Source organism: Thermophagus sp. OGC60D27, assembly GCF_052400625.1.
In the GTDB taxonomy this organism is placed as follows: Bacteria; Bacteroidota; Bacteroidia; order Bacteroidales; family Marinilabiliaceae; genus Thermophagus.
On sequence record NZ_JBQTGH010000001.1, the window covers coordinates 282518 to 305784 of the forward strand.

Here is a 23267-nt window from a genome sequence, read left to right on the forward strand (position 1 = left end):
TGTTTAAATTACTATTATTTAAATCTGCTCCTAGAGCAATTGGAAGGAAGTGTTGCAGCACTTCCTTCTTTACTTTTCATTACTAATCATCTATCAGCTCGACTAATAAGAACTTTCCTTCTTCGGAGGGTATCGGTCGTCCCTTCCATTTTCGCAGAAATTTGTTCTACTTTTATAGGAGAGGCTATTTCCAACATTTCCAATATTTCACTTAACGATTCATTTTCAAACGTTGAAGAAATCTTAACATCTTCAACCTTTGGATCAACAATTTCTACTTCTACACCAAACCAACGTTCTAGTCGTTGTGCTATCTCCGGCATCGGACACTCATCCAGAATTAATTTATTTTTATGCCATCCAATATATTTTTCTATATTTTCAGTAGATATTATCGTTTCCTTACTCATTTTATCGACTACAGCTCGTTCACCCGGTTTCATAATAACACCCTTGATGGCTGTATTAGAAGCCATTGGATTCAATTTTATGCTTCCCTCTGCTAATACAACTTCTATAGTGCTGTCTTCCGGAAATGCTTTACAATTAAATTGTGTTCCTAGTACCGTCACGCTTACATCTCCCGACTCAACCCGGAATGGCAACTGATCATTTTTTTTCACCTTAAAGAAAGCCTCTCCGATCAACTTAACCTCACGCTGTTTTCCCCCAACAAAAGGAACCTTATAACTTATGGTACTCTCTGCGTTCAACCACACAACAGTTCCGTCAGGTAAAGAAATCTCTGAACGGACTCCCAATGGATTGGATATCTTTTGTTCCGCAAATTGCTCTGCTCCAGGTTGCACTTTCTGTTTCGAAAAAAGGATAACTGAAGTTATTAACAAGGGGATAAAAAGGATCGCTGCAGCACGCATCAGAACGTCCAGAACCCGAATCCGAGAATTCGCTTTCTCTATGCGTTTCCGAACCAATTCAAATGCTCGATAACTATTAACCTTTTCTATCGAATGGATAATTTGTTCCGCTTCGGATATTTGCGCATCAACATCCTGCTCCTTTCGGATTGAAAGAATTCTTTGAAGTTGCTTTTCTATTTGAGAATCTTTTGACATTTCTTAAATCCAGTTACCTTAATCTGTATTAAAATACGACCTGAAACGTTAACACACGTACGTCAATTGAAAAAATATTTAAAAATTTATTTAAATAAGAGAATACCTGATAGATAGGATCAGCAAGTAAACGCCTGTTTGGTCACTATTCTTACACACACAGTAGTCACTCATGAAAAAATTTCACTTAATTAAGCAGAAAAAGCTCTGGAATATACAATCCGATGCCAACGACCAACTTGACCAAAAGGCATTAGATAATAAAAAATAATAATCCCAGATAATCTTTCAACTCCACACGAAGCACTTTGAGGGCTTTACTGATTTGAGTCTCAACGGTTCGCTTGGAAATATTTAATTTTTCCGCAATTTCTTCATTCTTTAATCCTTCAATGCGGCTCATTACAAAAACTTGCCGACATTTCTCCGGCAACAGGTCAATTCCTTGTTTCAATTTTTCCTGAAGTTCAGAGACCACAAATAAATCAACATCATAAGCCAAATGGTTCTTCGATAATTCCATCATCTCATTCACATACCTCTTTTCAACTTTCTGATGTTTTAAGAAATCCAGACATGCGTTTTTTATGGAGGAGAAAAAGTAATTTTTAAAAGAATCGCATAGAGTTATCTGATTATGCTTCGACCACAAGCGAACAAAAAAATCCTGTACAATCTCTTCTGAATCCGCAGTACGAGTAGTAAACTGAGATGCATATATAACCAATCCCGGATAATAGAAATGAAATAACAGTTGAAAAGCAGTTTGATCCCCCTCCTTTAGACGAACAATTAAATCCCTTTCAGATACTCCGTTAATAATTTGCATGCTTGGCATTTAGATATCATTTTTTTTCGGTAAAACCGAAAAATTCAAAACTAGTGATTCGCCTGAAAAGTCAACGATATAATTGGGTATTAAGAAAAGGTAACAATCTAATATGATATAATTTTTCCATAACTATTACTTAACGTATGCGTTTATTTCCTGCATTCTTTTTCTCCTGTATCGGCTCCTAACCACCAACACCATGATGATTCCCCAATTGCACACAATAACCGCTAAATAGAGAGAGAATTACGCCTCCCATTTTTTCAAACAAGAGACTGTCTACGGAACACTTTATATAAAGACTTATCATACCTGATTTGTTTGGTGGGCTGCATGGTAAACCCCATTTATTTCCAAATAGTAACAGAAGAAATAATGGCAGATAAAATATGTAGTTACAATTCGTAAGGTTAATATTTAAAATTAATCACAAACGCTGACTTCTATAGTTCTTAACATCCGTAACTATATCCAACAACCATGCCCCAATGCATCTTAAACTATTTGTTAAAATTTGTTGCAAATTTAATCACTTTTATCTTCATATTTCAATTTTATCCCAAAGTTCTTGAGCTTCGATGTCATTTAAGACTACAGCCCTGCATCCCCGGAGGGATAACGATTATCATCATAAAAATATCATTTCCCAAAACTATTTACTTGGGAAATGTAATATTGGCCAAAACCGACCCCCAATCAACAACTTCTTTTTGCCCCATAAAAGGTTATTGCATCATTTAGAGGATTGCTCCAAATATAAGTTTCAAATTTTCTTTTTCAGACGCTGAGGTTTTCCAATCCGGGACTTCTGGGTTTTAGTCTGGAAAAAATAAAGGTAGTATGGTGGAAAGTGGAAATGGTAAAACGGAGGAATGAGGAGTAATGATAAGTATGAGGTCTGAAAAAACTCTTCAAAACCTCATTCCTTCATTATCCGGGGATCTATCTCCGGGCTATTTTCAAACATTACGGTTTCGTCCCAATATTCCACCACCATCCGATTTTGATTAAAGGCTTGCATCAACTCCCTGACCAAGGCATCAGAAGTAGTTTTAAAAAGCGCTTCACTCATCGGAAATTTGGGATAATTGATCAATCCCAATCTTAAGTGGGGTTCAACCTGTCCGCCAAACACGATCTCACTCGGCGACAAACGAATGCTTAGCCCAATTCCTTTCTCTTTAAACAAACGAGCTTGATATTCTTGCAGCCAAGAAACAACCTCTTGCTTGTCGATCAATTTACGGGTATAGCCATATTCCAGCCCCATGGTGATCGTTACGGAAAAAGGTTGAACAGAAGCTCGCTTCATAATAATATTTTGTCAAAAATTAAGACACAGGTAACTTACTACTTCTCATATCTAGCTACCAACGGCATACGGCGCCCTACACCAAAAGCCTTGCCCGACACTCGTAAAATAGGTGGAGCCTGGAATCGCTTGTATTCGTTGAAATTGACCATTCGCACGGTCTTGTTCACCACCTCCTCGGGGAAACCCTCCTCTATAATACTTCTGGGCGAACGGTTCAATTCAATGTAACGGAACAACACCTTATCCAAAATATCATAGTCGGGCAACGAATCGGAATCTTTCTGATCGGGCCTCAGCTCTGCCGAAGGAGGTTTGATAATGGTATTTTCAGGAACCATTTCTCCGTCTTTATTCAGATATCGAGCCAGCTTAAACACCTCTGTTTTGTATACATCGCCCAACACACTCAATCCCCCATTCATATCGCCATACAAAGTTCCATACCCCACGGCAGCTTCGCTCTTGTTGGAGGTATTGAGTAAAATATGCCCAAATTTATTGGAATAGGCCATCAATAGAAGTCCTCGAATACGTGCCTGAATGTTCTCTTCGGTAACATCGGGAGCCCTGTCTCCAAAGACCGGCTTCATGGCCTCCTCAACTTTTTCGTAAATATCCCTGATGGGTACGGTATGCGTTTGGATACCAAGATTACGAGCCAACTGTTCGGCATCTGTGATGCTGTGGCCGGTGCTGTATTGCGACGGCAACAAAACACCATGAACATTCTCTGCTCCAAGGGCTTCTACGGCAAGAGCTGCCGTCACAGCCGAATCAATTCCACCTGAGAGGCCAAGTACCGCCTTCCGAAGCCCCGACTTACGGAAATAATCCCTAATGCCTACGACCAGCCCCTCGTGAATCAACGCGATGGGATCTGACTCAGAGAGCTGTCCCGACGACACTTCATCCACTTTTTCCAGTTCAAGGTCCCGGTAGGCTTCTTCAAACCTTGGCAACTTTTGTGTGATATTTCCCTCACTATTCACCATCATGGATCCCCCGTCAAATATCAACTCGGTATTGGCACCCACCTGATTCACATAAACAACAGGCATATGATAGGCTGCCGCCTTTTTGCAGACCACCTGCTTCCGAACATTTTCCTGATAATAAGAAAAGGGCGACGCAGCTATGTTAATCATAAAATCCGGCTTCAGGGTTGCCAACTTTTGCATGGGAGATAAAGTATATAGCTTGTTTCTGGAAAATTCGGCCTCCACTGGCTGATCGTCCCACAAATCCTCACAAATGGTAATGGCAATTCGATGACCTTTATAATTGACTACCTTAAAGGCTTCATTGGGCTGAAAATAACGGTATTCATCAAACACATCATAGTTGGGAAGCAGCGTTTTATGAATGATTTCCTTCACTCTTCCATCAGCTAAAAACCAAGCCGAATTGTACAGTTGCTTCCCTCGACTGTGGGGGTTCAAACTAGGCCCCCCGATCACCGCTGCAATACCTTGACAGCAACCGGCGATTCCTTCTATGGCTTGAATAGATGCCTCCACAAACTCCTGACGCGTCAACAAATCCAACGGTGGATATCCACAAATGGCCAATTCAGAAAAGACAACCACATCAACACCTCTCTCCTTGGCCTTCTCTATTTGCTCAATGATTTTTTTACTGTTCTCACTAAAATTTCCAATGTGATAGTTTAACTGTACAAGCGCCAGCTTCATAGTTTATTGATATTAGATGATTAGATGGTCAGAGATAAAATTTATGATTTTGGTAATTTGAACTTTCAACCTCACCAATCAAAATATAAACCCAAACTCGAAAACCAGACGATTCAGGACTGTTTTATCCACGTATCCTGACTCATCCGTAATATCGGTAAATCCGTTATGGAAAACAATGCCAAACATCAGGGCATTGGAACCACCTATAGAATATTCAATCCCTGCCCCCAAGTGATATCCCAAATCAAACAGCCGCACCTCATCTCCAATAGAATTGTCATCTTCATCACGCGCTTCAATATTGATCTGGGGCGTCAGACCAAACCGACCATAAAAACAGCTTCGCCGAAATTCATTGGAACGCAACTTCAATCCCACCGGAATCTCCAGATATCTCAACTTATAATCCTTTTCTATCGAGACGCTGTTACCATCAACATCCTCCCCTATATAGGTGAGCTTTCCGCCCGTGCGATTAATAGTCAATCCCGTTGAAAGGGCATAATTATCTGCAAAAAAACGGTCCAGAACTACCCCAAAGTTATAGCCGGCCATCCCACTGCGCGATTCCACACCTTCTTTATCGGGTTTCAGCCATGATATCTGGGGTTCTGCCACAAACGAAAGTCGTATAGTCCGGGCTTCCTGTCCCACCACTTCCAATATGCTCAGCAATAATAGTCCAATTGAAAAAATCAGTTTCTTCATAAGGTTAATATTTCTTGTAATTCCAAAATGTCAGGCTTCCGCCCTTTATTCCTAAACTATTTCAGTCTAAAATTAATATCTTAGCATTTCATTTCGGTCAGCATAACAACACCAAGGTTCTGCTGATTCAATGAACGGCATAGATGACCGTTTTATTATCCGGAGTGATCAAATCGGAGTGAATCAACTCTCTTAACATCGGAGGCTTGGTTCATCCCGGAAATGGTTACCCAAAAATTGAATTGTAAATATAACCCAATTCCACTGTTTTCATGAAAAAATATGATCACAAAACGATCTCGACAACAAAGTAATTTTTCGCAAAGGAATCATCACACCGTGGTTCAATTAAAGAACATTTGTCTCAGATTTGCCATTGTGAGTATGTGCTTGTGGTGGCTGGAACAAGGGCCCAAAAGTCACAACAAAAAGGACACCAAAGAGATTTAAATCTGTGATTTAACATCATTACCAGGATAATAAATAAAGCAAACTTGAAAAGAATGAGAATAAATTTTGTATTTCTGACCATTGCTCTTTTAACAATCCTTGCCGGTGGCTGTCATATCTCCAATAACACCCCGGACGTTTCGGATATTAAGGTTGATTTTGAGTTAAAGCCTTTCTATGAAAAATTGTTTTCTATTCCTCCAGAAGAGATTGAAATGCACCTCAATCAACTACAAGAAGAGTACGGACGCTACTTCGACGCCTACTGTGAGGGAATTATTGGGATAGGGGCGACTGAGAGCCTTCAGTTCAGAGATAACTTTTTGAAATTCTTAACCTACAAGCCCAATCTTGAAGTTGTGGATTCTTGTCAAACTATTTTCTCTAAAAAAAGAAAAGAGTCATTATACAATCACCTTCTCCTGGCTTTTAAGTACTATCGTTACTATTATCCCGAAAGAGAAATCCCCGATATTTATTTGCATATTTCAGGTTTCAATGAATCCATGGTGGTTGATTCGGGTTGGATATCGGTAAGCGTAGAAAAATATCTGGGGCGCAACTGCATTTTTTATGAGTGGTTAGGTACACCCAAATATCTTCGCAACCAAATGGACACGGAAAGGGTCGTGCCAGACGTCATGAGAGCCATAGCAATGACCGAATATTCTTATAACGACTCCATCAATGATCTGATCAGCCAGATGGTATACCATGGCAAAATCTTACAATTTGTCAAACACACCATTCCCAATATCCCCGATACGCTGCTTTTTGGATTTTCCCAAAAACAAATGAAATGGTGCGATAAAAATGAATCATCAATGTGGGCCTCTATTGTCGAACACAAACATCTCTTTTCTACCGATCAGATGCTGATTCGGAAATATGTGGGCCCCGCACCATTTACATCGGTTTTTGGGCAGGACTCCCCAGGTCAGACGGGAAGATATCTAGGCTATAAAATTTTAGAATCATGGATGGAAGAAAACCCCGACCAATCTTTTCGAGACATGATGGAACAAACCGATCCCCACAACATTTTAAGGCAGGCTAAGTACCGTCCCTAATGATTCTTTTCCAATGAAGACAAAAGTAAATATAGGTTTATTGCAATTCGCACCCGTTTTGGGTAATATTGCATTAAACATCCGGAAAATTAACCACCTGTTGGAAAAGACATCCGGAATAGATCTTTGGGTCTTACCGGAATTGGCTTCTTCCGGCTATAACTTTTCCTCCAAAGAGGAAGCCTTAAGATATTCAGAACCCCTTAATGACAGTCTTTTCACAAAATTCCTCATAAAAAAAGCCAAAGCTCTAAATACCCTCTTTGTCTCCGGCATAAATGAACGGGAAGGAGATAAGATTTTTAATAGTGCGGTTCTGATAGGCCCCAACGGAATAACGGGACATTACAGAAAACTTCACCTTTTCAATCGCGAGAAAGAATTTTTCGAGCCCGGAAATACCGGACTGCCCGTTTTCAATACCCCTATAGGAAAAATAGGTATCCTCATCTGTTTCGACTGGATGTTTCCCGAAAGCTGGAGACTTCTGGCGCTAAAAGGAGCAACACTTATTTGTCACCCCTCCAATCTGGTCTTACCCTACTGCCAGACAGCCCTCCCCGGCTATGCCCTTACCAATCAAATCTTTGTTGCCTCAGCCAACAGGGTGGGCAAAGATAACGACCTCTCTTTCACCGGACAATCGGTTTTGGTCAACCCCAATGGCGAATATCTCCTTAAAGGTTCGCCTCACAACGAAGAAATCCTATCCTATGGAATTGATCTTTCCGAAGCCTCTAACAAGCAGATGACCCCTTTCAACCAGGCTTTTGCCGACCGAAGAACCGATATTTATTCTCTTCATGAAAAGGATTTTAACCCAATGGTTCAAATGGAAAAAAGAAGACTCCGAATAGAAGTCAAACAAACCATTCAAGAACTTTCTTTTGACGAAAGGCTCTCCATGAGCCAAAATATTATGACGCAACTTGAGAAGCACTCTTATTTTCAAAAGGCCAACACCATCTTTATCTACTGGTCTCTGCCGGATGAAGTACAAACCCACGACTTCATAAAACGATGGATGGGAAAAAAGAAATTTATTCTACCAAAAATAAATGGTGACCAATTAGAACTAAGAGAGTTTACCGGAATCTCCGATTTAAAACCGGATGAAAAATTCCATATATCTGAACCTACCGGCAGATTGGTGAACGATCCCTCGCTCATCGACTTGGCCATAGTCCCGGGAATTGCTTTTACCTCCGGAGGAGCACGTCTGGGACGTGGCAAAGGATACTACGACCGAACCCTGCCATTATTAAATAGAGCATTTAAAGTTGGCGTAGCTTTTCCCGCTCAAATAGTGAAAGATATCCCCACCGATGGTAATGATGTGTTTTTGGATCAGGTAATCACCGTTTAGGATCCCCTATTTCAGCCAAGTCTCATAACACAAAAAAACCTGCCATTTAAAAATGACAGGTCTTGTGGTTAATGCAATAAATACTTTTCTAACCTTATGCAGGATGAATGGCCTCTGTAGGACAAACATCAGCACAGGTACCACAATCGGTACACAGTTCGGGGTCGATCTTGTAGATTTCACCTTCGGAGATAGCCTCAACAGGGCACTCATCTATACATGTACCACAAGCAATACAGTCATCACTAATTACGTATGCCATTTTCTTTCTTTTTAAATGATTTGATGAAACAAAATTATTTTCTTTTTCCCTGAAATAAAAAAGAATGGCGTCTAAATAAGGTAATTTGTAAATGATATAAATAACGCTCGTCGACAACCATTGTCTTTTCTTTTAGGAAATCTTACAGAGGGACAAAATAAATTCATTCCTCATAAAAATAAGATGATAAACTCGACAGAACTATTCAATTTCAATCATTAAATAGTCTTTCGGTACTTTCTGCCCTTTTTCAATATCAATACTCTTAATTTTTCCATCAAATGGCATTTGTATATTATTTACCATTTTCATGGCCTCAAGCTGGAGCAATACGTCACCCTTTTTTACTTTCTGTCCCTTTTTGACCATAATATCAGTAATGGTACCAGGTATCACCGAACGTACCTCTTTAGGATTGTTGGGACGGTACTTTTTTCTTTCCTTATATTTTCTGGTCAATTTGGTTTTATACCTCAAACTTAAAATTTGAAAATCAACCAATTCACGATTATCGTCCTTCATTGTGATAAAATTTTGATTCAAAAACGATCCATTTTCGACAAAAAAACAAGTAACAAGCCGGCTTTGTTTCTCAAGCCGGCTCCTTTACCCCGTCATTAAAACGGTGGTATTCCATGTTTCTTTTCGGGACGATGATCTACTTTGCTTCCAGAAATTTCAAGGGCATGCAACAACATGTGACGGGTTTCGTCCGGTTCTATCACAGAGTCGATATACCCTTTGGCTGCAGCAACATAAGGATTGGCAAACTTATCTTTATACTCTTGAACCTTGAGCTGTCGCATAGCATCAGGATTCTCTGCCTCCTCAATTTCTTTCTTGAAAATAATATTGGCAGCACCTTCCGGTCCCATCACTGCAATTTCGGCAGTAGGCCATGCAAAAGCAAAATCGGCATGAAGGTGACGGGAGTTCATAGCAATATATCCACCCCCATAGGCTTTCCTAAGAATCACCGTAATCTTCGGAACTGTAGCCTCAGAATAAGCATACAGCACCTTTGCTCCATGACGGATAACGCCCGCATGTTCCTGATCGATTCCGGGAAGATAACCCGGCATGTCTTCCAGAGTAATAATCGGAATATTAAAAGCATCACAAAAACGAATAAACCGCGCTGCTTTATCCGAACTATCACAATCTAAAACCCCTGCCAACACCAATGGCTGATTGGCAACAAAGCCGACTGTTTCACCATTCATACGACCAAACCCAATCACTATATTAGCGGCAAACAACTCCTGAATCTCAAAAAAGTCGGAATCATCCACGATGGCTTTGATAACATCTCGCACATCATAGGGTTCTTTGGGATCGGCAGGAATAATATCCTCAACAGCTTTTTTAAATTTAGGAGGCTTTGGTGGAAATGATTTCGCCTTTTCCTTGTTATTCCAAGGAATAAAGGTCATCAACTTTTTGATTTGATCGAAACATTCGGCTTCACTGTGCGCAAAAAAATGAGCATTTCCAGTGATTTCTGCATGTACACGAGCACCTCCAAGATCCTCCATTGAAATTTCTTCGCCCAGAACAGTTTTAATAACGTTCGGACCGGTAATAAACATCTTACTGATATTGTCAACAGTAAATACAAAGTCGGTAAGTGCAGGTGAATAAACAGCTCCTCCGGCACATGGACCCAAAATCACAGATATTTGTGGAATAACTCCCGAGGCAATGGTGTTGCGGTAGAATATTTCTCCATAACCGGCTAGGGAATTAACTCCTTCCTGAATACGGGCACCTCCCGAATCATTAATACCAATAAGAGGGACCCTCATTTTCAGTGCATGGTCCATAATCTTGGTGATTTTTCGGGCATGCATCAATCCCAGTGATCCCCCGGCAACCGTGAAATCCTGAGCAAACACACAGACGGGTGCACCGTAAATAGTACCCGTACCAATAATCACCCCATCCCCATGCAGTTCCTTTTTGTCCATCCCGAAGTCTCGGGCTTCATGCTCCACAAAAAGGTCGTACTCGGTAAAAGAATCCTGGTCCAGCAAGGCCATGATACGCTCACGAGCAGTCATTTTACCCATGGCAACCTGCTTTTTGATGGCTTTTTCGCCACCACCCTGCTGTACTTTTTCTCTCCTTTTTCGAAGGTCAAGAATGTACTTTTTTAATGACATATTCAAAGTTTTTGATTAACCATCTGTCAATCAACACTCAGTACAGAATGCTGTTGACGAAATCAGAGTGCATAATTACTAATTTTAGGTTAAAGAGAGGCATGAAAAATTGAATATTTTACAATCGACAACCGTAATAAATTGATTTACAAATCCAAAATAATCGAACTGGTCCAACACTGTCTTTTCTCCAAACACACTCTATTCATCTCTATTATTTCCTTTTATACGCAAATCCAGCAGAACCAAACCATCTTTTTATTGATAAACCTTTCAAAGAAAAGAGATAAAAATCAAGTCTGTCAGCCTTTCCATGTCGAGACAGATATTTCCAAGGTAGGAAAAAAAACGCAATTATGCGATCCCTAAGGTTTTAAGATATAGAATATTGCCAAATCAGCAACATAAAATCGACAATTTAACTCTTTCAACCAAACAACGCCCCATCTCTATTTAGGGGCTCGATGGTATAATAATATACCAACCGCAGCAAATACAAAATTGGGGATCCAGGTGGCTACCATTGGCGACAAGTTCCCGTTTATAGCAAAAGTAGTCGATATGGTCATAAATAGAATATAAGAGAAGCTAAGAGCGATCCCCACACCGATGTGAAGCCCCATTCCCCCACGGGTCTTTCTCGAAGCCAATGAGACTCCAATCAGGGTCAGAATAAATGCAGAAAAGGGTGACGCGATGCGTCGATGTTTCTCAATCAAATAGGGTTCAATATTGCCCACGCCCCGTTCCTGTTGTTCTTTAATGTAGCTGTCCAGCTCGGGATTGGTCATGGTTTCAAAAAATTTCCGTTCCTCCACAAAATCAGCGGGCTTCATGTTGACTACCGTGTCCATCTTCTCTCCTTTTGTTAGAATCATTCCACCCACTTCCGGAAAATCACGCCTCACATAGTTCTCAAAGGTCCATTTGTTTTCAGTACTGTCATACTGCACTCTCTTGGCAGTAATCTTAAACATCAACTTTTTTCCTTCAATTTTTTCCAGACTAAAATCATCTCCGCGCTCACGAAAGGAAGAAAACCGCCTCATATATATAAATAGTCCCGGCTCTATTTGCATGTGAATATTGCTCATTCCTGTTTCCCGGATTTTTTTTATATACGTATTCTCAAAATCAATACGAACTTTATTGGCCGGAGGAATAATATATCCCCCCATAACAAAGGAGAAGGCAGTAAGAATCGCAGCCCCCAAAAAATAAGGATACATCAGTCTTTTAAAACTGACCCCGCTGGATAAAATCGCTATTATTTCGGTCTGATAGGCCATTTTGGAAGTAAAAAAAATGACCGATATAAAGACAAACAACGGTGTAAAAAGATTGGCAAAATAAGGTATGAAGTTTTTGTAATAGTCCAATATTATTGCCTTCAAGGGAGCATTGGTTTCCAAAAAATCATCAATCTTTTCCGCAAGATCAAACACAATGGAAATACTTAGTATCAATATAATGGCAAAGAAAAAAGTTCCCAAAAACTTTTTCAGTATGTAAAGATCCAGCTTTTTCAATATCATATTTAATACAGGTCGTTAGATTCTCTGATATAACTCATTCTGCTACAACACAGAATAAAATGGTTTTTCGCCTATTTCCATTCGCAACAACCGGCAGATTTTCCCTTAACTACTTCATGAAAATCGCCACTCATGATCAGTCATGTTTTTTCGAATCGTTAAATTCTACAGAAAGCCAAGGCATGGATATACAATAAAATCTTCCCGTACTAAAATTCGTTCCCGACCCTCATCCACCTTTCGAACATGCCTCATCTATAACACTGATTCTTATTACAAACGTCTTGCCAGTTGTTGCACCATTTTTTCTTTCCATCCGGAAAAACTGCCATTCTCTATTTGACGACGGGCTTCCGACACCAACCAAAGGTAAAAAGATAAATTGTGAATGGAAGCGATCTGTGGCCCCAACATCTCACGGGCAACAAACAAATGACGAAGATAAGCTTTAGAATAAAGGGTATCAAACGCACAATGTCCGTTAGAATCTATGGGCGAAAAATCTTTCTTCCACTTTTCGTTTTTAATATTAATAATACCCTGACTGGTAAATATCATTCCATTACGTCCGTTTCTGGTAGGCATCACACAATCAAACATATCCACACCCAGACCGATGGCCTCCAAAATATTTACAGGGGTTCCCACGCCCATCAGATACCGGGGTTTATCCTTGGGCAGTATGGCATTGACAACCTGAATCATCTCATACATTACCTCTTCGGGCTCTCCAACGGCTAACCCTCCGATAGCGTTCCCTTCCATCTCAAACGATGCCACATACTCTGCCGACCTCCGACGAAGCTCAGTATATCCGGCACCCTGTACAATAGGAAAAAGGGTTTGATCATAACCATACAATGGCTCACTGTTTTTAAAACGTTCAACCCCTCGCTTCAACCATTGGTGCGTCAGTTCCATTGATTGAGCCGCATAATTATAATCAGAATCTCCGGGCGGGCATTCGTCAAAGGCCATCATAATATCTGCACCGATAACACGCTGGATATCCACCACGTTTTCAGGAGTAAACAAATGTTTGGATCCATCCAGATGCGATCTAAATTCGGCTCCACGAGCCGTCAGCTTCCTTTTCTCACTCAACGAAAACACCTGAAAACCACCGCTATCAGTCAAAATCGACCGATTCCAGCTACTGAAACGATGTAATCCTCCGGCCTGTTTCAACACTTCTTGTCCGGGTCGAAGATATAGATGATAAGTGTTTCCTAGTATTATAGGTGCATTAATCTCTTCTTGCAAATCTTTTACATGTATGCCCTTTACCGATCCTACCGTCCCCACCGGCATGAATATGGGGGTCGGAATCTCGTTGTGGGCGGTAATGATTCTCCCGGCCCTTGCTGAACTGTTCGGATCGGTATGTTCCAACTGATACTGCATTGAAATAGATGTTAAATATGTACAGGGTGCAAAGATATAAGACTTAACCGTTTTTACATTGTTTGTTGTGAGCTTACAAAAAAAATTGCACTTTTGACAGATCTTTTCGAAGTTATAGAGCCATGAATAATTTACAATTTACCCCTTACGAGCTCATATTATTTACTCTGACCGCCATCGTTTGGTTGTGGCAATTCTCATTTTTAATCCGACGCATCGTACCGGTTGTAAAGCACAAGCCACCAATCAATACTTCAAATAATCTCCCGCCGGTATCAGTGATTATATGTGCTCGCAATGAGGCAGAAAATCTGGAGAAATTCCTTCCGCATATACTCCGTCAAGACTATCCTGAATTCCAGGTTGTGGTGGTCAACGATGGTTCGGAAGATGAATCCGATCTGATCCTTGCCAGACTCAAAGCCAAATACAATAATTTATATTATACTACCATTGCTCCCGATAGAAAATTTAGCCACGGCAAAAAACTGCCTCTTTCTCTTGGCATCAAAGCAGCGAAATACGAACACTTGCTTTTGACCGATGCCGATTGCAGGCCAGCATCTGATCAATGGATCAAAAAAATGGCACAAAATTTCAACCAACCGGGAATTGAAATGGTATTGGGTATTGGTAATTATGATAAAACAAAAGGTTTAAACAACCTGTGGCTGCGCTACGACACGTTCACCATTGCCATTCAATATCTTGGATATGCATTGAGTGGAAAACCATATATGGGAATTGGAAGAAATATAGGCTATACCAAATCATTATTTGAAAAAAATAACGGGTTCAAAAGCCACATTTATCTGGCGTCGGGCGATGACGACCTCTTTGTTCAGGAAGCCGCGACTGCTTCCAACACAGCAGTCTGTATTGATCCATTAGCACATACCATCAGTACGCCCCCGCCCACTTTTCAAAAATGGCTCGACCAAAAAAAGCGACATTTAACCACCTCCAAACGTTACAAAAACAACATTAAATCAGCCATTTTCTTCGAGTCAGTTACTAGGGAAGCTGCTTGGATACTTTCAGGATATTTTATTTTTTTTCCTAATTTAGCGCCGATCTTTTTACCATTTTTACTATTATTGTTCTTGGCAAAATTTATTTTATGGAAAATGGCAGCTAGAAAAACCGGGATGGGCAAAATATTCCGCGGATTCCTGTTATTCGATTTTGTTCAACCTGTTTTACTTGCATTTGCTCATTTAGGAAATCTGACAGGGTCAAAAAAAAGGAAATGGAAATAAATCCAAATTTATCAGACAAGGCGAAGTATGACCTTGAATTGGTGAAAAGGGCTGTTAATAACGACCAGAAAGCTTTCGCAGAATTAATGGCTCGTTACAAAGATGCCATTTATTTTATGCTGCTCAAAATGATCAACAATAAAACAGATGCGGAAGACCTGACCATCGAAGCTTTTGGAAAAGCTTTTAAAAACATTGGCCAATATTCGCCAAACTATGCGTTTAGCACCTGGTTGTTCAAAATAGCCTCAAATAATTGCATCGACTATCTTCGTAAAAAGCGAAACAACCACATCAGCATCGATGGAAGTAGCATCTCTGAAGAAAAAGAATCCGAATCTCAAATTCACCTTAAGGACGAAACCCCAGACCCGGAAGAAAATTTAATCCGAGCTCAAAAAGTGGTACTAATGCGTACCGTGGTTAAAAAACTTAAACCCCGTTATCGAACCCTAATTGAGCTCCGCTATTTCAAAGAATACTCATACGAAGAAATCTCCGAAGAGCTTGAGTTACCGCTGGGGACTGTTAAAGCTCAACTTTTCAGGGCTCGGGAATTACTCTTTAATACCCTCAAAAACTCTGAAGTAAAAAAATATTAGCAGCAAGGGCCCATATATTTGATTGGATTCACCTCAAAAGTTCTAGTAAGATAATATTGCTCAATGGTCGATAATAAAAGAACAACGGCATGCACGTATTTTTTCATTCACTACCGTTGAAATGAGGATTTTTCGACCAACCCAAACAGTAACCAAACAGTAAAAACTTTAATTGCCTTAGTTAATGGACTTAATTTCCAAATATTTCCCAAATCTGACCATTTTACAAAAGAATCAATTTGCAGCATTAGGCCCTTTATATAAAATCTGGAACAGCAAAATCAACGTAATATCCAGAAAGGACATGGACCACTTTTACCTTCATCATGTCCTGCATTCCCTGTCCATTGCAAAATTTCTCTCTTTTAATGAAAGCACCAAAATCATCGATGTGGGCACAGGAGGTGGCTTCCCGGGCATACCACTAAGCATCCTCTTTCCTAACGTACAATTCGTAATGCTCGACTCCGTAGGGAAAAAGATTAAAGTAGTGAATGAAGTAATCCGTGAAATCAATCTTAATAATGCAGAAGCAGTACAATGCAGATCGGAAAATTTCAAAGGACAGTTCGACTTTATTATCAGCAGAGCCGTCACAAAGCTTCCCGATTTTGTTAAACTGACTCGTCACCTGATCAATCACCACCAACAAAATGCTGTTCCTAATGGAATTATCTATCTTAAAGGAGGAAATATTGAAAGTGAAATTCATCCGTTTCGAAGAAAAGTTTTCACAACCGATATTCGTCAATGGTTTGAAGAACCCTTCTTCGAAACCAAGAAGCTGATTCATTTACCTTTATAACTTCAGTATTAAAACAATTTCAGGCTCGGAAGACCAAGCGCTCTGAACCTGCGAAATATAAAATCCACTCCATTTTTTTTGGAAGACCAAAAAAACTTGTATTTTTGCATTCCGAATTTTGTAGAAAAAGAGAATATAACCCTTGAAAACAGACTTTTACCGGATATCGGATTTATTGGGTACTCCGCACTGTAATCAGAAAAATATTGAAAAATGAAAAGAACATTTCAACCATCTAATCGCAAGAGAAGAAATAAGCATGGCTTTCGTTCTCGTATGAAAACCGCTACCGGACGCAGGGTTTTAGCTACTCGGCGCGCCAAAGGACGCAAAAAACTTAGTGTTAGCAGCGAAAAAAGACATAAAGCATAACACGTAATCTTTATCCCATACAAGTTTTTAGGGTATAGATTCAAAATACCTTAATGGCAAAAATACATGTTTGTGAAACTTTGCAAACATGTATTTTTTGTATATAATCATTCTATGTGGCACCTTTCCTCCTATGTAACAAAGATTACTGCCGGCGTTCGTCTCGCCCAGCCATACACAGTTCACAATTTTGCCATCCTTTTTTTCCTATTTGCCGTGATTCTTTTTTATCGTTCTTTTGTTTGGTGATTTTATTTTATTTTTGAAGGCATTCAAAAACCAAAAAGATGTCAATCGTAAAAGCCATTTTTAGTAAAGATTTTGCCAAACATTTTGCTATCGTGATTGTGTCAGGCTTTATCCTCTTAGGACTTATTTTTTGGGGATTAAGCCTCTACACCCGACATGGGCAAAGTTTGGAAACTCCGGATTTTACCGGCCTGACCGAAGAACAATTCAAACATCTGATTGAGACCCATGAACTCAGATATGACATCATAGATTCGGTCTACATCAACGATGAACCTCCCGGCATTGTCATTGAACAAACTCCCGAACCGGGAAGTCTCATCAAAAAAAACAGGAAAATATTTTTCACCATCAATGCCTGGGCTGCCGAAAATGTTCGCATGCCCGACCTACACGATTACAGTGTCAGAAACGCCAGAGTTTTACTGGAATCGTTTGGCCTCAAAATCGGAAAACTCATTTATGTCCCTTCAGAATATACCAATCTGGTTTTAGGACAACACTATCAGGGTAAGCCCGTAGAGCCCGGCACACCGCTGGAGAAGGGTTCTTCTGTCGACTTACTTATAGGCAAAGGATTAAGTGATCAAACCACATCCGTTCCGGATCTGACGGGGCTTACACTCGAGGAAGCTTTGGGCACATGCCATAACCTTTCTCTTAACATTGGTGCCCAAATTTATGATACAACTGTTGTGTCCAAACAAGATTCACTCGCTGCCTTTGTCTGGAAACAACGTCCCGAAAGCCTGCCGCAAAATCAGCTCAGACTGGGGGCTTCCATCGACATCTGGTTGTCAACCGATTCTTCTTTTATTATACCAGATTCCACACAAACGCTCTACCTGAATGAGAATGATTTTTCTAACGAGCAAGAAGATTTTGATACGGAAGAAGAAAAATTTTATTAATCCCTGCATCTGATGAGCATAGAAAATTTGAATTTTGAGGAGACTGATGATCTGGATGAGATCATTGAACTTGCTGATGAAAACCAGACAGGTAAGGAGCGATTCGAACATTACCGGTTTGTGGCAGATGCGGGGCAAAGCCCTTTGAGAATCGATAAATTTTTAGTCAACCGCATAGAAAATGCTTCGCGTAATAAAATACAGGAAGCAGCTTCGGCCGGGTGCCTTTTAGCTAACGGAAATACCGTAAAAGCCAGCTACAAAGTTAAACCGGGAGATGTCATCACCATTGAGATGACATGGCCGCCCAGAGAGATTGAAATAATACCTGAAGACATCCCTCTGGACATTGTTTACGAAGATGATCAACTAATCGTCGTTAATAAAGTTCCCGGCATGGTGGTGCATCCCGGATATGGAAATTATAGCGGAACGCTGGTTAATGCCCTGGCATGGCACCTCAAGGATTTACCTCTGTTTCAAAGCAAAGATCCGCGTCCCGGACTGGTACACCGCATCGATAAAGATACTTCCGGATTGCTGGTTGTGGCTAAAACAGAACAGGCAAAAACCCACCTGGCCAAACAATTCTTTAACAAAACTTCCACGCGAACCTATCAGGCCATCGTCTGGGGAACCGTGAAGGATGAACAGGGAACCATTAAAGGAAATATCGGTCGAAGCCTGCGCGACAGGAAACAAATGACCGTATTTACGGATGACACCATGGGTAAACCCGCCGTCACCCATTATAAAGTACTGGAACGTCTGGGGTATGTCACATTGCTCGAATGTCGGCTCGAAACAGGACGAACCCACCAGATCAGAGTGCATCTGAAACATATCGGTCATACACTTTTTAATGACGAACGATACGGTGGAAATCAAATTTTAAAAGGTACCACATTTACCAAGTATCGACAATTTGTAAAAAATTGCTTCTCGCTACTTCCCCGGCAAGCGCTTCACGCCAAAACTCTCGGATTTGAACATCCCACAACCGGGAAATTTATGGAATTTGACACTCCTCTACCCGACGACATGACGAACGTAATCGACAAATGGAGAAACTACATTGCTGGTAGAGAGGCAGAATAGATCAAGTGTTAACTATTTAATGCAACCTTCTTTTCAAAAAGATACAACGATCATGAAAAATATTGGAATCATATATGGAGGCTATTCTTCTGAATTAATTGTTAGCAGAAAAAGTGCTGAGGGGATCCGCTCATTTATTGACCCCAAAAATTTTAATGTTTACCCGATATTCCTAACCCTAGAAAAGTGGGTAGTGCAAATTGAAGATGAAGAATATCCCATTGATCGCAACGATTTTTCCTTTACCCAAAACGGAGAAAAGATAACCTTCGATTGCTTATACATCACCATCCACGGGACACCAGGAGAAGACGGACTTTTACAGGGCTATTTAAAAATGTTGAACATACCTCACACCACATGTGATGTTCTAACTGCAGCAATTACCTTCAACAAATTTACCTGTAACACCTATCTGAAAGGATTCGGGGTAGCTGTTGCCGACTCGGTACTCCTTAGAAAAGGACGAAAATTCAAGGCGGAAGATATTATTGAAAAAACCGGCCTTCCCTGTTTTGTAAAACCAAATGCTGGTGGCTCCAGCTTTGGAATCTCAAAGGTGAAAGCCTTAGAAGAGTTAACCCCTGCCATTGAAAATGCTTTTAAAGAAAGCGATGAAACGCTGATTGAAGCTTTCATGCAAGGAAGAGAGGTCACTTGCGGAATTTATAAAACCCTTGACAGAGAAGTTATCCTACCTCTTACTGAAGTCATAAGTAAGAATGAATTTTTTGATTTTGAAGCCAAATACAACGCTACCAAAGCGGATGAAATTACACCGGCACCTCTATCGGAAAATATCACTGAAAAAATCCAAAAAATTACTTCTCTGATTTACGACATTCTTAATTGCAAAGGAATTGTGAGAATGGACTATATTATTACCGAAGAGAAGATTTTTTTGCTTGAGGTAAACACAACGCCCGGAATGACCCCTACCAGTTTTATTCCCCAACAGGTGAAGACAATGGGCATGACGATGAAGGATGTGATGACCGAAATTATTGAAGATTCCATTAAAAGGCATCAACGCTAAAAGAAGGGGGACTGAAGTTATTATCTAAGGCAGTGGCGTCACTTAAGGAAGTCCGGCACATTCCCACTTTTTGAGGAATCCCAGAGAATCCATTCATACCCACCTCCTGAAATCAAAAACGGGTGCATCTTTCAACTCTGAAGATACACCCGATAAGAGTATACAGTCTTTCGACCGTGGATGACAATTGCCTTGTTGATTACTTACTGATTGCATAACTACTTTCCTTTTCACCTGAAATCAAACTTACATAATAAGTCCCTGCAGGAAGGGCTGAAACATCGAATTTTCCTGAGTAGGTCAAGTCTTTGGGTAATGCAGACTCAAACAATACTCCACCGTTGGAATCTTTCAGTCTCATGGTGTAGCTGTCAAAGGATTTATTCAGGTAGCTTACAAACAAAAAGTTACTTTTGGTCCATACTTTGGCGATAGGAGCTTCTTCATTGCTTTCCGCTTTTTCATGAACAAGCTTTCCGCCGGAAATCATGAATTCATCTTTCAGAAAGGTCTTGTCATTACTTTTCAGTACTGCAACATATTTCCCATCACTCAGTTCAGAAAAGTCGAACAATTTATTAAAACTGGCAGAATTAGCTACTTTCCCGCTGTTGTATACCAGCTCACCATTCATCGTCTTAATTTCAACGGCAAAATCATTCATATCCTCATTGAGCGCCGCGATTAACGCAAAATCAGTATTCAGATAAGGATAAACCTTGATCTTTCCTTTGGCTGAGGCGGGTATCGCCAATCCAACCATCATGACTGCAAGAGCAGTTACGGTTAAAAACTTTTTAGCTTTCATAATTGATAAGTTTTAAGTAAAACATTTAGTAAATGTGCCATTCTGTAATAACACATTGCAAACATAATTCTGTTTTTTTCTCCCGCCAAATTTTACGACCTAAAACTCTTTAAATTTACAAAAGCTTAACTATACCCCCTATTTTCCTATTAAATATAAACAAATCATCTTATTTTTTTTACAAACACTTAAATTTCGATAGACTTATTTGTAGGAAGAAATACTTTTTGACAATGCACCCCCCTATTTAAACTTTTAGTAATAATTTATTAAAATCACACCTTATGAGAACATTTGATCATTTCTATTGTTAAAAAATTATAGTAAAACAAATTTACCCCAAGAAACCTCATTCAAGCCGCGATAATTACAAATTCTATTTCAATAAAAAATAGGAAGCAAGCACTCATTTACCATGGGCTTGACGCCACTTTTTTCAACTTTTTAAGTTAATTAGTATTGAAAATTTAAATAATCGATAAACAATACCATTATGAAAGACAGCAATTTAAAAGTAACCTTTGCCGGAACACCCATAACCTTGGCAGGGAAAAAAGCTCAACAAGGCGAAAAAGCACCCGAATTCACCGTTCTGGGAAATGACCTGAATCCGGTAAATCTTTCCGATTTCGATGGAAAAGTAAAAGTTATTGCGGTTTATCCATCCGTCGACACCAGTGTCTGTGCTGCACAAAACAGAAGATTTAACCAGGAAGCGGAAAAATTGAATGATGTGGTGGTCCTTTCCATTTCCTGCGATCTTCCCTTTGCTCAAAAAAGATTTTGTGCTGCTGAGGGACTCAACAAAATTGTAACCTTGTCCGATCATAAAACCCTGGACTTTGGGCTGAAGTATGGTTTTGTCATGGAAGAGTTCAGACTTTTGGCACGGGGAACGGTCATCATCGACAAAGACAATATTGTCAGATATGTTGAGTATGTACCGGAAGTCACTCATGAGCCCGATTACGAAAAGGCCCTCAATGAAGTAAAAAAGCTGTTATAACATTCCGAAAATCCTAAATTCTTGCTTCACTCAGGAACAGCAAAGCAGTAAACTCTTATTTTTCAGGCCAATGATCCTTTCATTATGACATTGGCCTGATTAATTGTATTGATCTCTATTGAATTGTTATTGATCAAACTTACCGGATTAACACCTGAAACGTCTGTCTATCAAACAGAGCCTAAAAAAATTGCTTTTTCTTTTCTGCTCATTGTTTATTGAAATAGATTAAAATCATTATCCCCTAAAATCAGAAGATAACTTTCCTCTCCGGACTCGTTTCACCAGTATGAAAATTGGTTAATTCATTGGTCTGATAGAACTCGCATGACCATCAAGTTTATACATGTTCTTGTTGTGACAACCCTACGTTGTCATGCTCGTTTCATTCGTATCTAAGTCATTGACCGAGTGCAACTCGTATGGCAATGGTTATTATACATGATCTTTTTGAGATAAGCTTTCTTGCGCTGCTCATTCCATATATCCTATAAAATACCCATATTTGTTTTCCATTCATTTAAAAAGCTATACAATGAGAGCAACTTTTCTTTCGGTTACATTGGTCGTTTTTACTCTTTTCTCCGCATGTAACGGTAAAACTAAAAAAGATAATCCACAAAAGAAGTTAACAACGTCATCACCAGAAGCATCTTCACCACAAGCTCCTTCTATTCCCATTCACGAGGCAGCCTTTAACGGAAATGTATCCATCGTAAAAAATCACTTGGCGGCCAACACCAATGCAGATTCCGTGAATCAGGATGGTCAAACACCCATCATGCTCGCAGCCTTTAATGGCCATACAGAAGTGGTAAAATTATTGGCTGAAAATGGGGCATCCCTAACGAAAAGTGACCAAAAAGGATTAACCCCTCTTCACTTTGCTGCGTCAGGGCCTTTCCCTGAAACGGTTCAATATCTCTTGGAAAATGGCGCATCCATAAATGCCACAGATAGCATAGAGAATTTTACACCGCTCATGTATGCGGCATCAGAAGGAAACATGGAAGTGGTTAGGATATTGCTCAAATATGGGGCAGACCCCTATCTCAAAGATATTGATGGAGATAACGCCGCAAACTTTGCCATTCAAAATAATCACCCGGAAATTGGAAAACTTTTGAAAAATCTTCCTAAATAACAAGCATTCCTATCCAAAAGGAGTATTTTCTATTCTGACAAAATGAAAAAAGGTGAAGGATCTTAATCCCTCACCTTTTCTATTGATATAATAAAATTCACAC

At 39.9% G+C, this 23267-nt stretch carries 22 protein-coding genes; 11 read left to right on the forward strand and 11 right to left on the reverse strand.

Annotated elements, in window-relative coordinates:
* Positions 1-86: 86 nt before the first annotated feature.
* From ACT29H_RS01065 to ACT29H_RS01085, 5 genes are all read right to left on the reverse strand, one after another.
* Positions 87-1076 (reverse strand): FecR family protein, encoded by a 990-nt coding sequence (locus ACT29H_RS01065; protein ID WP_444819739.1) that lies wholly within the window; start codon positions 1074-1076, stop codon positions 87-89.
* A gap of 253 nt (positions 1077-1329) precedes the next feature.
* Complete coding sequence (locus ACT29H_RS01070; RefSeq protein ID WP_444819740.1) at positions 1330-1914, reverse strand: RNA polymerase sigma-70 factor; 585 nt, start codon at positions 1912-1914, stop codon at positions 1330-1332.
* A 913-nt stretch (positions 1915-2827) separates the two neighbouring features.
* The gene (locus ACT29H_RS01075) at positions 2828-3220 is read right to left on the reverse strand and encodes a hypothetical protein (protein ID WP_444819741.1); all 393 of its coding nucleotides are present in this window, start codon (positions 3218-3220) and stop codon (positions 2828-2830) included.
* Positions 3221-3258: 38 nt separating this feature from the next.
* Positions 3259-4914, reverse strand: coding sequence for an NAD+ synthase (locus ACT29H_RS01080; protein WP_444819742.1), 1656 nt, complete (start codon positions 4912-4914; stop codon positions 3259-3261).
* A gap of 78 nt (positions 4915-4992) precedes the next feature.
* A complete protein-coding gene (locus ACT29H_RS01085) occupies positions 4993-5625 on the reverse strand; it encodes a porin family protein (protein ID WP_444819743.1) in 633 nt (210 codons plus the stop codon).
* A 503-nt stretch (positions 5626-6128) separates the two neighbouring features.
* Between ACT29H_RS01085 and gldB the strand changes: the two genes are divergently transcribed.
* Both gldB and ACT29H_RS01095 read left to right on the forward strand, forming a co-directional pair.
* A complete protein-coding gene (gldB, locus tag ACT29H_RS01090; RefSeq protein WP_444819744.1) occupies positions 6129-7145 on the forward strand; it encodes a gliding motility lipoprotein GldB in 1017 nt (338 codons plus the stop codon).
* A gap of 13 nt (positions 7146-7158) precedes the next feature.
* Positions 7159-8511 (forward strand): 5-formyltetrahydrofolate cyclo-ligase, encoded by a 1353-nt coding sequence (locus ACT29H_RS01095; protein ID WP_444819745.1) that lies wholly within the window; start codon positions 7159-7161, stop codon positions 8509-8511.
* A 94-nt stretch (positions 8512-8605) separates the two neighbouring features.
* Here the strand turns inward: ACT29H_RS01095 and ACT29H_RS01100 are convergent, their stop codons facing one another.
* The 5 genes from ACT29H_RS01100 to tgt all read right to left on the reverse strand — a co-directional run bounded on the left by ACT29H_RS01100 (position 8606) and on the right by tgt (position 13874).
* The gene (locus ACT29H_RS01100; RefSeq protein WP_010526503.1) at positions 8606-8773 is read right to left on the reverse strand and encodes a DUF362 domain-containing protein; all 168 of its coding nucleotides are present in this window, start codon (positions 8771-8773) and stop codon (positions 8606-8608) included.
* A gap of 201 nt (positions 8774-8974) precedes the next feature.
* A complete protein-coding gene (locus ACT29H_RS01105) occupies positions 8975-9295 on the reverse strand; it encodes a biotin/lipoyl-containing protein (RefSeq protein ID WP_444819746.1) in 321 nt (106 codons plus the stop codon).
* Positions 9296-9390: 95 nt separating this feature from the next.
* Positions 9391-10935, reverse strand: coding sequence for an acyl-CoA carboxylase subunit beta (locus tag ACT29H_RS01110; RefSeq protein ID WP_444819747.1), 1545 nt, complete (start codon positions 10933-10935; stop codon positions 9391-9393).
* A gap of 449 nt (positions 10936-11384) precedes the next feature.
* Positions 11385-12470 (reverse strand): LptF/LptG family permease, encoded by a 1086-nt coding sequence (locus tag ACT29H_RS01115; RefSeq protein WP_444819748.1) that lies wholly within the window; start codon positions 12468-12470, stop codon positions 11385-11387.
* Between the two features lie 273 nt (positions 12471-12743).
* Entirely contained in the window at positions 12744-13874 is a 1131-nt protein-coding gene (gene tgt, locus ACT29H_RS01120; protein ID WP_444819749.1) for a tRNA guanosine(34) transglycosylase Tgt, read from the reverse strand.
* A gap of 122 nt (positions 13875-13996) precedes the next feature.
* On the opposite strand from tgt, the gene ACT29H_RS01125 reads away from it, so the two are divergent.
* From ACT29H_RS01125 to ACT29H_RS01155, 7 genes are all read left to right on the forward strand, one after another.
* Complete coding sequence (locus ACT29H_RS01125; protein WP_444819750.1) at positions 13997-15133, forward strand: glycosyltransferase; 1137 nt, start codon at positions 13997-13999, stop codon at positions 15131-15133.
* Entirely contained in the window at positions 15124-15735 is a 612-nt protein-coding gene (locus ACT29H_RS01130) for an RNA polymerase sigma factor (protein WP_444819751.1), read from the forward strand. Before ACT29H_RS01125 ends, ACT29H_RS01130 begins: the two co-directional genes overlap by 10 nt.
* A 184-nt stretch (positions 15736-15919) precedes the next feature.
* Entirely contained in the window at positions 15920-16540 is a 621-nt protein-coding gene (gene rsmG, locus ACT29H_RS01135; protein WP_444819752.1) for a 16S rRNA (guanine(527)-N(7))-methyltransferase RsmG, read from the forward strand.
* Between the two features lie 213 nt (positions 16541-16753).
* Complete coding sequence (gene rpmH / locus ACT29H_RS01140) at positions 16754-16912, forward strand: 50S ribosomal protein L34 (protein ID WP_444819753.1); 159 nt, start codon at positions 16754-16756, stop codon at positions 16910-16912.
* 287 nt (positions 16913-17199) lie between these two features.
* Positions 17200-18072 (forward strand): PASTA domain-containing protein, encoded by an 873-nt coding sequence (locus ACT29H_RS01145; protein ID WP_444819754.1) that lies wholly within the window; start codon positions 17200-17202, stop codon positions 18070-18072.
* Positions 18073-18084: 12 nt separating this feature from the next.
* The gene (locus tag ACT29H_RS01150; RefSeq protein WP_444819755.1) at positions 18085-19170 is read left to right on the forward strand and encodes an RluA family pseudouridine synthase; all 1086 of its coding nucleotides are present in this window, start codon (positions 18085-18087) and stop codon (positions 19168-19170) included.
* Between the two features lie 52 nt (positions 19171-19222).
* The gene (locus ACT29H_RS01155) at positions 19223-20206 is read left to right on the forward strand and encodes a D-alanine--D-alanine ligase (protein ID WP_444819756.1); all 984 of its coding nucleotides are present in this window, start codon (positions 19223-19225) and stop codon (positions 20204-20206) included.
* Positions 20207-20405: 199 nt separating this feature from the next.
* On the opposite strand, the gene ACT29H_RS01160 is transcribed toward ACT29H_RS01155, so the two are convergent.
* Positions 20406-21014, reverse strand: a complete 609-nt coding sequence (locus ACT29H_RS01160) for a T9SS C-terminal target domain-containing protein (protein WP_444819757.1) — start codon at positions 21012-21014, stop codon at positions 20406-20408.
* 493 nt (positions 21015-21507) lie between these two features.
* On the opposite strand from ACT29H_RS01160, the gene tpx reads away from it, so the two are divergent.
* Positions 21508-22020 carry a thiol peroxidase gene (gene tpx / locus ACT29H_RS01165; RefSeq protein WP_444819758.1) on the forward strand — a complete coding sequence of 171 codons (513 nt, stop codon included), beginning with the start codon at positions 21508-21510 and terminating at the stop codon, positions 22018-22020.
* Between the two features lie 535 nt (positions 22021-22555).
* Complete coding sequence (locus ACT29H_RS01170) at positions 22556-23164, forward strand: ankyrin repeat domain-containing protein (RefSeq protein WP_444819759.1); 609 nt, start codon at positions 22556-22558, stop codon at positions 23162-23164.
* Positions 23165-23267 lie beyond the last annotated feature (103 nt).